Origin of the sequence: Pigmentibacter ruber, from assembly GCF_009792895.1 — a bacterium.
GTDB lineage: Bacteria > Bdellovibrionota_B > Oligoflexia > Silvanigrellales > Silvanigrellaceae > Silvanigrella > Silvanigrella rubra.
The window spans coordinates 186,807-201,764 of sequence record NZ_WSSC01000003.1 but is presented as its reverse complement, the minus strand read 5'-3'; the positions used below and the strand labels follow the sequence as shown (position 1 = coordinate 201,764).

Sequence of the window (14,958 nt, the reverse complement as noted above, 5' to 3'; positions counted from 1 at the left end):
TTTAGTTTGAGGTTATGTGGATAACTTCGGTTTTTAATGTGGATAACTTTTTCGAAAAACATTGAAAATCATTCTAAAATATGGAAAAAATGCGAACATCCTGTGGATAGATGATCTATGTGGATAACATGTGGATAAGTCTTTTAAGAACTCGAAATGAATAAAAATTTGGAGATGAATGTGGCAAAAATTGTAACTGCTTTAAAACCTGAGTCACTTGAAGAATGCTCCCAGTTTCTACAATCAGGAGAACTAGTCGCCTTTCCAACTGAAACCGTTTATGGACTGGGTGCAAATGCACTAGATGAAAAAGCCCTTGAAAAGATTTTTCTTGCAAAGGGTAGACCAAAATCAGATCCTCTTATTGTTCACTTAAGTGGAATGGTTCAAGCAGAAAGCTTAACAGAAATGACTGCTTTTCAAAGACAATGTTTTGACATATTGGGGAACCAATTTTGGCCTGGTCCTTTAACAATCATAGTTAAAGCTTCCAGATATTTGCCAAAAATAGTGACAGCTGGAGGTGATTCTGTCGCTTTAAGAATTCCTAATGGAGAAACAGCATTAAAGCTACTGAGTTTGTCTAAATTACCTATAGCTGCTCCAAGTGCGAATAAATTTGGCCACGTTAGCCCAACAAAGGCTCAACATGTAATGGATGATTTAGGCAATGAAGAAAAATTAATTATTTTAGAACAAGATCATGATTGTAAAATTGGAATTGAATCAACAATTATTAAAATTATGGAAGATTATGAAATTCATTTATTAAGACCAGGATTCATTAGTACATTACAAATTTCATCAATTTTACAGAAAAGTAACATATCATTCAGCTTAAAAAGAGTAAAAAAAACAATTGTTTCTAATTACTCTGAAGATGAAAAATTAGATTCTCCGGGGCAATTATTAACACATTATTCACCTAATATTGAATCCTTTATCTTAGCTGATAAAAATAAAAAAAATAATATTAGTGCTGATATATTTTTAAAGTCATTACTTAGAAAAACAATTTTAATTGATTTTAATATGAAAAATATAGAATACTCTGAACAGGTTTTAAAATACTATGATCTTTCTAAAAGTGGAAATAATTTGGAAGCAAGTAAAAACTTGTTTAGTTTTTTAAGACAAAGCGAGATTGAACAAAATGCAGAGTATATTTTATTACCAGATTTTTCAGAAGAAAATGATGAAGAATTAAGCGCTATATTTGATAGAATATATAGAGCCGCGTCAGGTAAATATGTAGCAATTAATTAGATTGCATTAAGGCTTCAATTTTTCTTTTTATTTGTAAGAAATTACTTCTAAATTCATCATCTTTATCTAATAATTCTTTAACTTTTGACATAGCATGCAAAACAGTAGTGTGATCTTTTTTACTAAAAGCATTGGCTATAGCTACAATTTGCAAACCTAAAAGCTCTTTGGCTAAAAACATAGCAATATGTCTAGCTACAACAAATTTTTGTTGGCGACTTTGACCCATTAAATCAGACATTTTAATTTGGAAATGATTAGCAACAACTTTTTGAATTGCAGTTGTGTCAATTGTAGATTCCATTGAGCCTGTTGGAAATCTGCGTTTTAAAATTATAGTAACAGATTCAATTGTAGGACTTCTTCCCGTCATATGTTGATTCATTAATAAATCTTTCAATAGTCCTTGAATCTCTCTTACGTTTGTTTTTGCATGTGTTGCTATTAAAAATGAAATTTCTTGATTTATTTTTAAACCTAACAAATTAGCTTTTGTTTCAATAATAGCAACTCTATCTTCAAATCCTGGTGGTTCAATATCAACTAATAAACCTTGTAAAAATCTACTTTTTAATCTTTCTTCTATGTTAGGAATGTCTTTAGGAAATTTGTCACTGGTGATAACAATCTGTTTCCGTTTTTGATAGAGTTCATTGAATGTATGAAAAAATTCTATCTGACAAGCATCTTTTTTCTCTAAAAACTGAATGTCGTCTACAAGTAGAACATCACAAGCACTATATTTTGAACGAACTTCATCCATTTTACCTACTCGAATTCCTCGATGAATAACATCATTAACAAAATCTTCACTAGTAATATAAAGAATTTTTGCATCTGGTATTTTTTGTAAAATTTCATTACCTACTGAGTGTAAAAGATGCGTTTTACCAAGACCTGTCGCTCCATAAATAAACAAAGGATTTGAAAGATTTCCTGGATTTTTTGCAACAGCTTCACAGGCAGAATATGCAACTAAGTTGCTTTCACAACGAATAAAAGTACCAAAGTTTTGAGTAGCATCTAAAGTTCTTGGTTTTTCTGATGAAACTATTGATAAAACTTTTTCATCTGTAACTTTATTCTCACTATTTACTTCAATATTTAATGAGTTATTTACATTTTTATCAAGATTAATTGTTTTATTTTTAAGTTTTTTTCTTTTTTCTGTAATGTAATTGTTATCATCAGGAAATAGTGTTATTGTGTTTTCATTTTGATCTTTTTTAAAATTAGTTTTTATAATTTTTGCATCATTTAAAGGAAAGTCTTCTATTTTAAATGAAAATTCAGCTCCCCAACATTCTCTTGCAATTTTTTCAATTTCATCAAGTTTAGGAGAAATGATATGGTCTTTATAAAAAGGTTCAGAACAGTATGAAATAATAGTCTTTCCATCAACCTTTACAGGGGTAACTAATTTGGTTATTTTTGCAGCAGTTTGTTTAGATAATCCAAGCTCAACAAATCTTGAGCGTAATTTATCTATAAAAACTTGATTTGAATCTTTATCTATCATGTTAGAAACCTCTTTGCGGGTTTAGGAGCCAGGAAGACTTTCGGCCCAAACATATCCAATGATTCTTACGATCGACAAACGTGAGGTCAAGTGTTTTGCTTAATTTTTGGTAAATAATTTATGAACGCTGAATTAAAAACAATAGCACTTTTGATTGGACAATTTACATCGACAGTCATCTTTATCATTGTTATATGGGTTTTTGCTGATACTGAATTTGGGAAGAATCTATTTGCAATTGTTCCAATACAACCACTATATATCAAATCTTTCTTGACCATAGTTTGTTTGGTTTCAAGTTTTTTCGGTATTTTTAGAAGCATTCGACTTTTGATGAACAGGGCAGAAGAGGATAATAAAAATGAGTAAATTAATTATGATTAGTCTTTTTTGTCTTGCAGCCATCCTCATTATGTCAGGAGTGTACATAAAGACAAAGTCCACTCTTCTAACTAATGGTAAAAATAGCAAAATTTTTAATAATTTTTGGGCTATGCTCACAAAATTTTCAGGATTTACTCTTCTTGCTTATTTAGTCTATACTTGCCCTGCTCAAAATATTATTTTTTACTTGTGTTTTTTTATTGCAACATATTTTGTCAGCTTTTTGCTCTACCTACTTGCAAGAAAAGCTTCCTTAAGGTAATTGGCTTTTGTTTGCTTTGATATTTTACGAAGGGATCCTCTATCTACATTATGAAACGTAAAATTATTAGTATATTAGCGTTGTTTCCAATAGTTGTTGCACAAGCAGCCTATGCAGAGTCTTCAGGAGTGCATGTTGTGAATTGGTATCATGAAATTTTAGAAAAGTTTTTTGTGTTTTTTAATCCAGATATGCCAGCTACACTAGCAAGCTTAAAAGCTGAACAATGGTCCCCAGTTTTTGCTTCCGCTTTTGCTGTTTTTTTAGTCGCAGCGATTGCAGTATTCTCAGGTTTTTCAAGCATGAAACCTGAAGAAATGTCCGATGAGGAGCTATTACCTCCTAAAAAATTTGGTTTGAAAGCATTTCTTGAATTGTGTTGGTCTGTAGTATCTTCAACTTTAGAATCTACTATTGGTGAAAAAAATTGGATTCGTTTTGTTGGAGTTTTAGGTGGTACTTTTTTTGTACTAATAATATCAAACTTATCTGGTGTAATGCCTGGATTTTCTCCTGCTACAGCAAGTATGTCTTTTACTTTTGCTGCTGCAATAGCTATTTTTGTTTACTTTAACTACTATGGGTTAAAAGAAGCTGGATTTTCATATATAAAACACTTGGCTGGTCCAGTTTTATGGATGGCTCCATTAATGTTTTTGATTGAATTTATAAGTTTACTTTCTAGACCAGTATCATTATCTTTGCGTATTTTTGGAAATATATCCGGAGATCACTTTGTCTTTGCAATATTCTCTGGACTAATGAAAGATCTTTATATTCCGTTTATGCCAATACCTGCAATTTTTCTTGGTTTTGGAACATTTGTTGCTTGTCTACAAGCATTTATTTTCATGACCCTTAGCGCGGTCTATATTAAGTTAGCTCTTGAATCCAAAGAACATCACTAATGTGTTGTTCCGAAGGTTTTTGAAAATTAAAGGATTGTTGCTTCAAATTGTTCTTAACTGTTCGGAATATAATTTGAATTAATAATTTCCATACTCTGCAAAGAGTGATTCAATTTTAATTGAATCTTTACATGAGAACTAGAATTCTGCATGTAAACAAAAGAATAGTGTGTAAAATAAATTTTTTTGTTTTTAGGAGAAAGATATGAAAAGAAAATTAGCATTAATTTCAACTTCAGCAGCAACTGCCCTTTTGATAAGCATGCCTGCATTAGCAAATGAAGCTGCTACAGCTGCTGCTGATGGAATGTCTATAGGAACAGGTCTAAAATTAATTGGTGCTGGTTTAGCTATTGGACTAGCAGTTGTTGGTGCTGGTCAAGGACAAGGTCATGCTGCTAAAGGAGCTTTAGAAAGTATTGGTCGTAATCCACAAGCTTACAACAAAATTTTTACTCCATTCTTGTTAGCAATGGCATTGATTGAATTCCAAGCAATTTTGGGGTTAATTATTGCTTTCTTAATTTTAGGTAAATAATAATTTATTTTTGATTCATTTAAAAGCTCAAAGCCTAATTAGGATTTGAGCTTTTTTCTATTCTAAATCTTGACTTAAAGATGTATCTTAGATAACAAAAGAAAAACATATGGAGGGTTAGCTCAGTTGGTAGAGCAAGAGACTCTTAATCTCTTGGTCCAGGGTTCGAGTCCCTGACCCTTCACCATCTCATTATGACTATAAATACTCCCTACATTGGCAGATTTGCACCCTCTCCTACTGGAGATCTTCATTTTGGATCTTTAGTCACTGCATTAGCAAGCTATATACGAGCAAAATCTTTTTCAGGTAAATGGTTACTTAGGATAGAAGATGTTGATATTTATAGAAATCAAAAAGGGTCTGATCTTTCTATTATAAATTCTTTGTTACAGCATGGTTTTCAATGGGATGATGAGATTGTATATCAATCTAATAGATCTCATATTTATAAAGAATATTTAAATAAACTATCTTTAGAAAATAAAGTGTATATCTGTAATTGCTCAAGAAAAGATCTCCAAAAAAGTGTAAAAAACATTGAAACTGGTGAGTATTTGTATCAACGAACTTGCTTCAGAAAAAATATTCAATTTTCGAGTAATCAATCATATAGAGTAAAAACAGAGCCATCAAATATTTCATTTTATGATCACTTACAGGGCTTTTTTACACAGAATATTGAAAGAGATGTAGGTGATTTTATAATCTGGCGCAAAGAAAACTTTGCTTCATATCAATTAGCAGTAGTAATAGATGATGAACTTCAAAATATTACTGAAGTTGTCAGGGGTTATGATTTATTTGTGCAGACACCAAGACAAATATATCTCCAAAATTTATTAAACTTTAGAAGAACAGAATATTTTCATATACCTTTAGTTATTGATATGTTTGGGAATAAGTTATCTAAACAAAACAAAGCGAAACCATTAAATCTTCAAACTCCCGAAAAAAATTTAATTCAAGCTTTAGATTTTCTAGGTTTAGAAGAGAATGCTTTGAGGCATTTAAGAAAAAACTCCTATAATTGTAAAGAGATAATTAATTATGCCATTAAAAACCTCAACTTAAATCTGATGTTTCAAACTAAATCAAAAGAATTGAACTCTACATTATAATATAACAATTAAATATCATTGAAGATAATAGATTAGAAAAGATAAATATTTATATAATATAATATTATTAGATACTTATAAACAATTTTGATTTAAATTAATTCATTTTTAATTACCATGTAATCAAGTTTTTCTTAAACTGAATGATAATTCTTTGTTATATAATATCATATAACAAATTCATTTGGTGCTAAATGAAGAGTAATAGATTTAAAAGATTTTTAGCTATCTTTTGTATTATTTTAACCTCTTTTCTTCAATTTCAATCTTACATATATGCATTAAGTATATCAAAAGCCACTGAAATAATTTATGGAAATGATTCACTGGGAAGTAGAACTAAATTTAAAGCTATGGCTCAGAATCAAGGCTCAGTACAAACTTCTGCTTCTTCTTCAGAAAACTTTTCAAATATAAACAATCTAAGCGATGCAAATAATTTTAAAGATTTAACAAAAAATGTAGATCCTAGAACTGGAGCTTTAAATATTAGTTATAATATAGGCAATATTTCTGGGTCAGGGTATGAATCCCCTTCAATTGATTTAAAATTAGTATATTCTTCTCTAGCGAATAATAGTGATAGGTTTGGTTTAGGAAAAGGTTGGTTTTGGAACTTAACTTATTTTGATTCAAAGACAAGTATGCTATATTTATCGAATGGAAGTTCGTATAAATTAGATTTAGGAAAATCTGTTTTAAAATATTATAAATTAAAAGATTTAATAGTATCAGTGAATCAAAATAATATTATTTTAAAATATAAAGATGGAAAAACGGAAGTTATAGATAGATTGTATGGTAATCTTCAATCTATTACCAATTTAGAAGGGTTTATTGCTAATTTTTCTTATACTAACTTAAATAATTTAGAAAGAATTTATTATAAAAATAATGGATCAAACATTGAATTGAATTCATTGGAAGTTTCATACGTTGGTAATGCTTATGTTGAAATAAAAGTAAATAATGGTAATACCTCTGCAATAACAAAATTAGCAAAATCTTCTAGTAAAAATTTACTTACTTCTATAACTAATCCTATAAAACAATCAATGTCTTTTTTATATAATGCTGACAAAGAAGATGACTTTCCAACTGACTATTTAATTACAAGGATAAGTTACCCAACAGGTACATCAGTATTAATAAATTACTTAAAAGGCGGATTGAATTCGTCTAAAAAAGGAATTTCATTTCCTGCTGTTTCAAAAATTCATACTACATTTTTATCAATTGCCAAAAATATAGATGGAATTTCAACTTTAAATGATACTATTTCTTATGAGTATAACCAAAATATATCTAATTATTTAGGAAAAGGTTTTAATGGTTATAAAGAAGGAGAAGATTCTTTATTTCAAACACCAAACACATATACTTATTCAACAATTGAAATTAAAAATGCTCCAAATCATGAAAAATTAAGGACAATTAGAAATTATAATCATTATCATCAAATTTTATCAGAAACTATAAAACAAAATGAAGATATTGTAAAAATTAAGGAATACAAGTATCAAGATTGGGAAAACAAAAATTTTGATAATTTAAATTCAAATTATAATTTCCCAATAGAAATAAGAACTACTTTTAAAAATAATTCGGGTAATCGGATAGAAAGTTATAAATATCAATATGATGATTATGGAAATATTTTACAAGTAGTCGAACCGACGGGATTAATTAAAAGTTATCAATATTTATCCAAAGAAAAGTTTAATAATGATTTTGTTTTTTTACTTGAAAGAGAAGTTATTTCTTCAAATAGTGATAAAAGATCTATTATAACTGAATATTCATATGAAAATTATTTAAATAATATTGGATTAAATAAACAAAGATTAAAGGCAAAAGTTACAAGATCTAGTGATATTATTTGTAAAATTAATGAAGCTGAATGTGGAAAAGTTATAAAGACTGAATTAATGAGTTATACTAAAAATATAGGTAATATAAGTAGTCTAGTAAAACCATTTTCTCTTCCATTATATGTTAAAACATTTGCTGGAAGTAATGGGAAATGTAAAGTAAGTATAAAAAATACTAATTATAACGTGCAAAGTTATTATACTATTACTGATAACTCATACTATAATAATGCAGGACAATTACTTGCTAAAGAATCATCTAAAGTTAACACATTTAGCAAAAAAGAATTTGAAAAAACTGATTTAAATGGTATTAATGTTAAATATCAATATGACGATTTAGGAAGAATGATAAAAGAAGAAATTAAGCCTAATTCGAACGAAAATTCATTAATTACTTATTTTTCGTATTTTCTAAATGATAGTAATTATGGGTTAGGTTATGGTTCTTCTGTAGTAATGTTCAAAAATCCTAATGGATATAGCGGCTATACAGTATATGACTCTTTAGGAAAAGAAATTCAACTATTCAATTTATCAAATACCTCAGGAAATTTTTTGTTGGTTAAAGCAAATACATATTCTGAAGAAGGATTTAAGGATAGTGAAACAATCTATGAAAATGATCTAAGTGGAAATATTTCTAGCCTAAAAAAACAATTTTATTATGATTTTTTTGGTAGAGAAAAAAATATTATTCTTCCATCAGGTGAAACTCAAGTTTCTGCAATTGATGATGTATTAAATACAAGAGAAACTTATGTTATTGCTAAAAATGGTGAAAATTCACCTATAAAAGTTGAATATTTAGATGATAACTACAAACCTATTAAGACCGAAATATTAGATGGAAATAGAAGATTATTTAGTACAAGCTCAAATAAATACGATGACTTTGGGAATTTAGTTCAAAGTATTGATGTAAATGGAAATTCAGTTCAATATATTTACAATTCTTTTAATCAAAAAATTAAAGAAATATATAAAGATCGCCGCGCTTTAATTTACAATTATGATCCTCTATTTACTGATAAAGTATTAGCTATATCGGTTCAATCAAGTGATGGAAAAGTATTTAATTTAGGAAGTAGAGAATTTGACTCTATTGGCATGTTAATATCTGAGAAAGATGCATTTGATAAAGAAATAAAGTATTCATATGATATTTACGGTAATTTAGTTACAAAAACAAATAAATCAGGAAATATTATTAAGTATTCTTATAATGGCTTTAATAAAGTAGTTAAAACCGAAGTAATTGGAAGTGAAAGTAAATATAATTCAACTTTTACATACGATATTTATACACAAAAATTAATTAAAATGCAGGACTATAATGGGGAAACAAACTATTCTTATTATTTGGACGGAAAATTAAAACAAGTTAATTATAGCAATAATAAAAATATTTCTTATAAATATAGTCAAACAGGTCTATTATTAAGCATAAAAGATATAAATGGCTTAGTTTCAAATTATTACTATGATTCATTATCTAATAAGTTAAATAAAGCAGAATTTATTAGCTCTAATGGATATTCAGAAAACGAAGAATTTTACTATGATAATTTTGGAAGACTAAAAACAAAAATAATGGCTAATAATATTCAAATTGATTATACATATAATTCTATGTCTTTATTAAGTAATATGAAGTATTCTAATTCAAATGAGTTAATTTTAAGTTATGACTATCAGTATACAATAAATCTAAATATTTCCTCAAGAGTGAGGAAAAGTAATAATATAGAAAAATTTGATGCTAATGAGCAATATTCATATGATTTTATGAATAATTTATCAAATTACAATTGCGATGGGGCATTATGTCCAAAAGATCAAAGTGGAAATCAGATAAGTTCAGAAGAATATACTTTTGATTCTTTAAATAATATTAAGGCTGTAGAAATTAAATATCAAAATAAAGAAAAGAATTTAATTTCTTATGAATATAATAAAAAAGATGGTGTGAGATTAGAATCTTTAAAAATTTCTGGAAGTAGAAGTTATACTGGAAATTTTGAGTATGATGTAGATGGAAATATGATAAAAGATGCTGATGGAAATGTCATGAAATATTCACCTTATCAGCGTTTAATTACTTTTATAGATAAAATCGGAAATTCAACTTCCTATAATTATAATGGATTAGGTGAAATTTATTCACAAGTAGATCCATCTGGTAATAAAAGTTTTTATTATTTTAATGGGAATAGATTAATAAATGAAAATAAAAATGGTATTATTACAAGTTACCTTCATATAAATGGCCATATAGTTGGAAAAAATATAGATTCTAAATTTCAATTTTATCTTTTAGATCAAGCAAGAAGTGTAATTAAAATATTTGAAAATGGAAAACTCTTAAATGACAATTATGTATATACGCCATACGGGGAAAGATCAAACCTTTCAACATCAAATCAAAAACAACTTGAAACAATTGGCTTTAATGGTGAAACCACGGATCAAAATTCTGGATATCAATTTTTAGGAAAAGGTTACAGAGCTTACAATCCTTCTTTAGGAAGATTTATGCAATACGATATAAATTCTCCTTATGGCAAAGGCGGATTTAACGGGTATATTTTCGCTGAAAATAACCCAATAATGAAATTTGACCCAACTGGTGAAAGCTCTTCAAATATAGTTTTTGGTTTAGGAATAGGATTTTCAATATTAGGTATCATTTTTTCGATAGTGACTCTTGGAACTACTTTAGCTCCCGCTATAGCTGGTACAGCCGCCTTAACTGCAACTGATATAGCTGTTTCAGCCGCTTCTGTTGCAGGTTTGGCTTCAAGTGCGATTGGAATGACTGGGCAAATTTATGGACGTAAATCGGCAAATGCCGCAGAAGCTGGAAATAAAGCTGATGCAGATCATTACGATAACATTGCTCATATATTGGGATGGACTGGATTTGCACTAGGGATGGCTGCTTCCATTACGGGAGTTGGTATAGATATTGCTGCACTAAGGGCAGGATCTACAGCAGCAACAGATGGTGTAGTAAGTCTAACTGCAAAAGCAAAATTGCCGAGCAATTATCTTCCTGAAATGTACAATGTCTTTAAACCAATTGTTAATAGTTCAGTTTTAACAGGGGTTAAAAAAATTTCAGGTTACGTTAGTGATTTAGCATGGGCTGGTGGAAAAAGTTTTGGAGAGGTATCTAGAAATTATTCTCGGGATGGTAATAAAGAAAAAGCTGATTACTATGGAAAAATATCTTCAGAAATATTTTGGCTTTCTATGGGGGCTGGTGGTGTTTCAACCGCAGTTACAATATTAAGGAAACCAGGAGATACTATGGATTACTTAAATAAAATGAGAAATAATGAAAGTGCAAAATAACACCATAACCCATAAAGATGTTTTCTAAAATTAATATTAATTTTATTTGACTTATAAGATAAACTTAAATATAAATGCTAAACCAATTCAAATAAATAAAACTATATATTCTTTAAAATTATTTGAAATGGCCTAATATAATAAAGGAAATTACTATGAAAAATAAAATAATTTTAGTTGTATTTATGATTTTTTATTCAATGAATATTTATGCTTCAAATTATTTTTATGATGAAGGTTTTAGACTGAATGAAATTTTAAAATACTCAAGTAAAGGAAAGAAAAATATGATGTGTACCCTAAAAGGTGACTGTTAAGTAAAAGAAAATTAAATTTTTCAATTGTAACAAATTTCTTCCCAAAAAATTGCTTTCAACCTCATTAATCATCTAAACTGAAGAATATATTATTTTTTAGCTATGGATGAATTATGTTGAAATATATATTAATTATAATTACATTAACCTCTTCCATTGCTTTTGGAATAAATGAAAATAATGAAAAAAAAAGTTTAGAAGACATTAGTATTTGGGATGGCGAATGGTATTTTTCTTGGGGATATAACAGAGATTATTGGTATCCAAGTGATATTCACGTCTCTCAACCTTCCTTAGGTAACGACTTTGTTGTGCATAACGTAAGAGCGGAAGATTTCCCGGAATGGACTGATGGTATTTGGAATAAAGACATTTCTGAACCACAATATAGTTTAAGAATTGGACACTTTTTTAATTCAGATCGATCTTGGGGGGTGGAGTTCAATTATGATCATACTAAGTATTCATCCTATAATGAACAGTATGCCAGAGTATCTGGGATGATAAACGGCTCTTATGTTGATTCAACCCAATTATTAACTACAAGTTATTTTAGATATCATCTTCATAATGGTGCCAATCATGTCATGCTTAATTTAGTAAAAAGAATTCCATTATTATTTGATATTAATGAAACAAACAGCATAGCATTTTTAGTTAAAATTGGAGGAGGCATTATGCTTCCGCACTCTGAAAATACTATTTTAGGACAAGATAATAAAGTCGGTTCAAAAGAAGTAACAAATTATGTTGGAACTAACAAAGGATGGTGGCAGTTAAATGGATGGACTATTGGTATAGAAATTGCTTTACGTTATGTTTTTTATAAACCATTTTACTTAGAATTTAGTAATAAAGAAGCTTATTCTAAATTATATAATATTCCAGTTTATAAAGGAACAGCAGAGCAATCTCTATGGATGAATGAATTTATATTAAGTCTTGGATATACATATGATAGTTTTAATTAATTTAATCTACCATTAGTATCAGGACATATTTCAATATTAGGATTGCATTCTTCCCATGGATGAGGAATTTGTGGCGCATTATTTACTGGAGGCCTAGAACTAAAAAAATCATGTTTACCATCAACAGTAATGTTACATTCGCCATTTATATAATTTATTGCAATATCTAAGTGAGGAAATGAATTATTTCCAAACAATCTAGTATTCTCACTTGATGTACTATCTTCTAGTTCAACATCAAGAATTTCTGGTATGAAGTATTTATGAAATTTTTCATTTTGATTGATATTTACTTCATTAATTATTAATTTACATTCATCAACTTTTTTTAAATTAAAATTTAATATTTTGTTTATTTCATTTTTTGTATTAACTTTCAATTCAAAATATTTTACATTTGCTTGACATTGATCTGTAAATTGTCCTTTTAGGACAAGATTGTAATTTTGATTAGCAATATATTGTGAATGAGAATATGTTATCTTCATATTATCTTTGTTATTATTATTATCTTTTTTTCCACAAGAAAATAAAATAAAAGGAGCTAAAACTAATGTAAATTTATGTAATAATTTCATAGGGTATCCATAAACGCAAAAATGTAAGATAGATATTGAGTAATATAGTAATTTAATAATTACTATATTACATTTTTAGTAATTTATGTCTTGCGCTGCTTTAGCATTTACATCAGCTGCAGGAGCAGAATTGGCTCCAATTATTTCAATAGAGTAAACATCTATTTTTTCTTTTTCACAGCCTTTTTGGAAAGTGAATTCTTTATCAAATTTACCGCTTACTCTAACTTTTCTATTTTTAATTGTGTTAAGAACTTCAGGGTTAAAAACTCTAATATTACCATTAATTGTAATATGATCATCGTAATCTATTTCAAGACAGATTCTTCCAGTATTATCTTTAAATAAATACTTATCATCATATAAATGTCTTTCAATATTACCAACTAAAGTTACATGTTCATCATCCCATGCTTTTTTCTTTACAGCTTCAACAGTTCTTTTAGATACAGGAACATCGAATTCATCTAATGCGCTTGCTGCTTGAATGTTCAATAAAGCTAAGCCTAAAAGGGAGGAATAAACTAATTTTTTCATTAAAATCCTTTCATTTAAAATTATGTTTTAACTAATAAAAAATTATTATTTTATTAGTTTTTTAGGTTAAATTAAATAACCTAAAAAAATATAAATATTATATTGAAATTGAAATCAAATTATAAAATTTAAAAAAAAATTATTAAAATATTAAAAATTATAAATTGTTAAAAAATTTATTGAATTTTTATTAGGAAATTTAGATATTTATATTTAAAAGTGTTTATTAAGTTATTTTTTATAAATATTGACAAATTTAAATTTTAATAAAAAAATATTAACTAAATGAAATAATAAAAAACATTTATAATTTTAAATTTTTTAGCTTAGTAAAAATAATAGCAATCCATAGTTTGGATATAAAATTTGAATTTTATTTTATAATCAAAAATGATTTAAAACATTTTTGATTATATTATAAAATATTATAAAGGATATTTAATTAATATAAAGGTAATCATTAAAATCTTAGGTTTATTTCATTTTTTTAAAATAAAAATTTTAATTTTATCATAATGTTGAATAATTAATTCTTTTCTCATAATTGGAGATTCCACATTTTAGCATAAGATCCATTTTTTATTTTTAATAGAAGTGAATTATGATATCCTGATTCAATAATTATTCATGATTGTAAAACAAAAATTTTATTCACATGTCTAATTGTTGATAGCCGATGAGCAACAATGCTATTAGTTCTAGCAACAAAGATCTTTTTTAATGATTTTTGGATTGTAAGTTCTGTCGCATTATCTAAAGCAAATATTGCTTCATTTAAAAGTATTATTGGCGGGTTTTTTAAATAGTTCTTACAATTGCAATACGCTGTCTTTGTTCTCCAGATAACTTTTGAACTCGTTTGTCAATATGGCTTTTTCCAAATATCTGTTTTATTATTAATTCTGAAATGATTTCTTTGTTCAAGCGTGTAATTTTCCATTAATTAAACGAACTTGAAAACAATTCTTATTAAATTTAATTTTTCTATTGATTTATTCACTAGCATTTTGCTGAAGATTAGGAAAGAAGAATGGCGGAGAGAGAGGGATTCGAACCCCCGGTAGGCTCGCACCTACAACGGTTTTCAAGACCGCCGCCTTAAGCCACTCGGCCATCTCTCCGTTTTTTAATAAAGAAATTACTTCTTTAAACCAGTCTTTTTAGAAGCAGCTTTACCTGCTACTATTTTAGCTCTTACACGTGCTTTTTTAGCAGCTTGAGCTTTTTTTCTTTTCATTTTAAACGTACGACGATTATCTTTCTTACCCATTTTAAACTCCTCATTTAGTTTGAGAAGAATGAAACTTCTCTAATACAGAAGGTGACCTG

General features: G+C 27.8%; 12 protein-coding genes and 2 tRNA genes. 9 read left to right on the top strand and 5 right to left on the bottom strand.

The window, feature by feature from the left end:
- Positions 1-180 precede the first annotated feature (180 nt).
- Complete coding sequence (locus tag GOY08_RS09930) at positions 181-1,266, top strand: L-threonylcarbamoyladenylate synthase (protein WP_158998754.1); 1,086 nt, start codon at positions 181-183, stop codon at positions 1,264-1,266.
- On the opposite strand, the gene dnaA is transcribed toward GOY08_RS09930, so the two are convergent.
- Positions 1,259-2,785, bottom strand: a complete 1,527-nt coding sequence (gene dnaA, locus GOY08_RS09925; protein ID WP_158998753.1) for a chromosomal replication initiator protein DnaA — start codon at positions 2,783-2,785, stop codon at positions 1,259-1,261. The genes GOY08_RS09930 and dnaA overlap by 8 nt on opposite strands.
- 120 nt (positions 2,786-2,905) lie before the next feature.
- On the opposite strand from dnaA, the gene GOY08_RS09920 reads away from it, so the two are divergent.
- The 8 genes from GOY08_RS09920 to GOY08_RS09885 all read left to right on the top strand — a co-directional run bounded on the left by GOY08_RS09920 (position 2,906) and on the right by GOY08_RS09885 (position 12,514).
- Entirely contained in the window at positions 2,906-3,154 is a 249-nt protein-coding gene (locus tag GOY08_RS09920; protein WP_158998752.1) for a hypothetical protein, read from the top strand.
- A gap of 327 nt (positions 3,155-3,481) precedes the next feature.
- Positions 3,482-4,339 (top strand): F0F1 ATP synthase subunit A, encoded by an 858-nt coding sequence (atpB, locus tag GOY08_RS09915; protein ID WP_158998751.1) that lies wholly within the window; start codon positions 3,482-3,484, stop codon positions 4,337-4,339.
- A 205-nt stretch (positions 4,340-4,544) separates the two neighbouring features.
- Positions 4,545-4,877, top strand: coding sequence for an ATP synthase F0 subunit C (locus tag GOY08_RS09910; RefSeq protein ID WP_158998750.1), 333 nt, complete (start codon positions 4,545-4,547; stop codon positions 4,875-4,877).
- A gap of 111 nt (positions 4,878-4,988) precedes the next feature.
- Positions 4,989-5,064 (top strand) — tRNA-Lys (locus GOY08_RS09905).
- A gap of 7 nt (positions 5,065-5,071) precedes the next feature.
- Positions 5,072-5,998 carry a tRNA glutamyl-Q(34) synthetase GluQRS gene (gene gluQRS, locus GOY08_RS09900; RefSeq protein ID WP_158998749.1) on the top strand — a complete coding sequence of 309 codons (927 nt, stop codon included), beginning with the start codon at positions 5,072-5,074 and terminating at the stop codon, positions 5,996-5,998.
- A 194-nt stretch (positions 5,999-6,192) separates the two neighbouring features.
- Positions 6,193-11,226 (top strand): RHS repeat-associated core domain-containing protein, encoded by a 5,034-nt coding sequence (locus GOY08_RS09895; protein ID WP_158998748.1) that lies wholly within the window; start codon positions 6,193-6,195, stop codon positions 11,224-11,226.
- A gap of 155 nt (positions 11,227-11,381) precedes the next feature.
- Positions 11,382-11,543: a hypothetical protein gene (locus GOY08_RS09890; RefSeq protein ID WP_158998747.1), complete on the top strand. Its 162-nt coding sequence runs from the start codon at positions 11,382-11,384 to the stop codon at positions 11,541-11,543.
- A gap of 113 nt (positions 11,544-11,656) precedes the next feature.
- Positions 11,657-12,514 (top strand): hypothetical protein, encoded by an 858-nt coding sequence (locus tag GOY08_RS09885; protein WP_158998746.1) that lies wholly within the window; start codon positions 11,657-11,659, stop codon positions 12,512-12,514.
- On the opposite strand, the gene GOY08_RS09880 is transcribed toward GOY08_RS09885, so the two are convergent.
- The 4 genes from GOY08_RS09880 to GOY08_RS15640 all read right to left on the bottom strand — a co-directional run bounded on the left by GOY08_RS09880 (position 12,511) and on the right by GOY08_RS15640 (position 14,899).
- Positions 12,511-13,092, bottom strand: a complete 582-nt coding sequence (locus GOY08_RS09880) for a hypothetical protein (protein ID WP_158998745.1) — start codon at positions 13,090-13,092, stop codon at positions 12,511-12,513. The genes GOY08_RS09885 and GOY08_RS09880 overlap by 4 nt on opposite strands.
- Before the next feature lie 75 nt (positions 13,093-13,167).
- Positions 13,168-13,629, bottom strand: a complete 462-nt coding sequence (locus GOY08_RS09875) for a YgiW/YdeI family stress tolerance OB fold protein (protein WP_158998744.1) — start codon at positions 13,627-13,629, stop codon at positions 13,168-13,170.
- A 1,031-nt stretch (positions 13,630-14,660) separates the two neighbouring features.
- Positions 14,661-14,750 (bottom strand) — tRNA-Ser (locus GOY08_RS09870).
- A 17-nt stretch (positions 14,751-14,767) separates the two neighbouring features.
- Positions 14,768-14,899: a hypothetical protein gene (locus GOY08_RS15640; protein WP_268892502.1), complete on the bottom strand. Its 132-nt coding sequence runs from the start codon at positions 14,897-14,899 to the stop codon at positions 14,768-14,770.
- Positions 14,900-14,958: the final 59 nt, after the last annotated feature.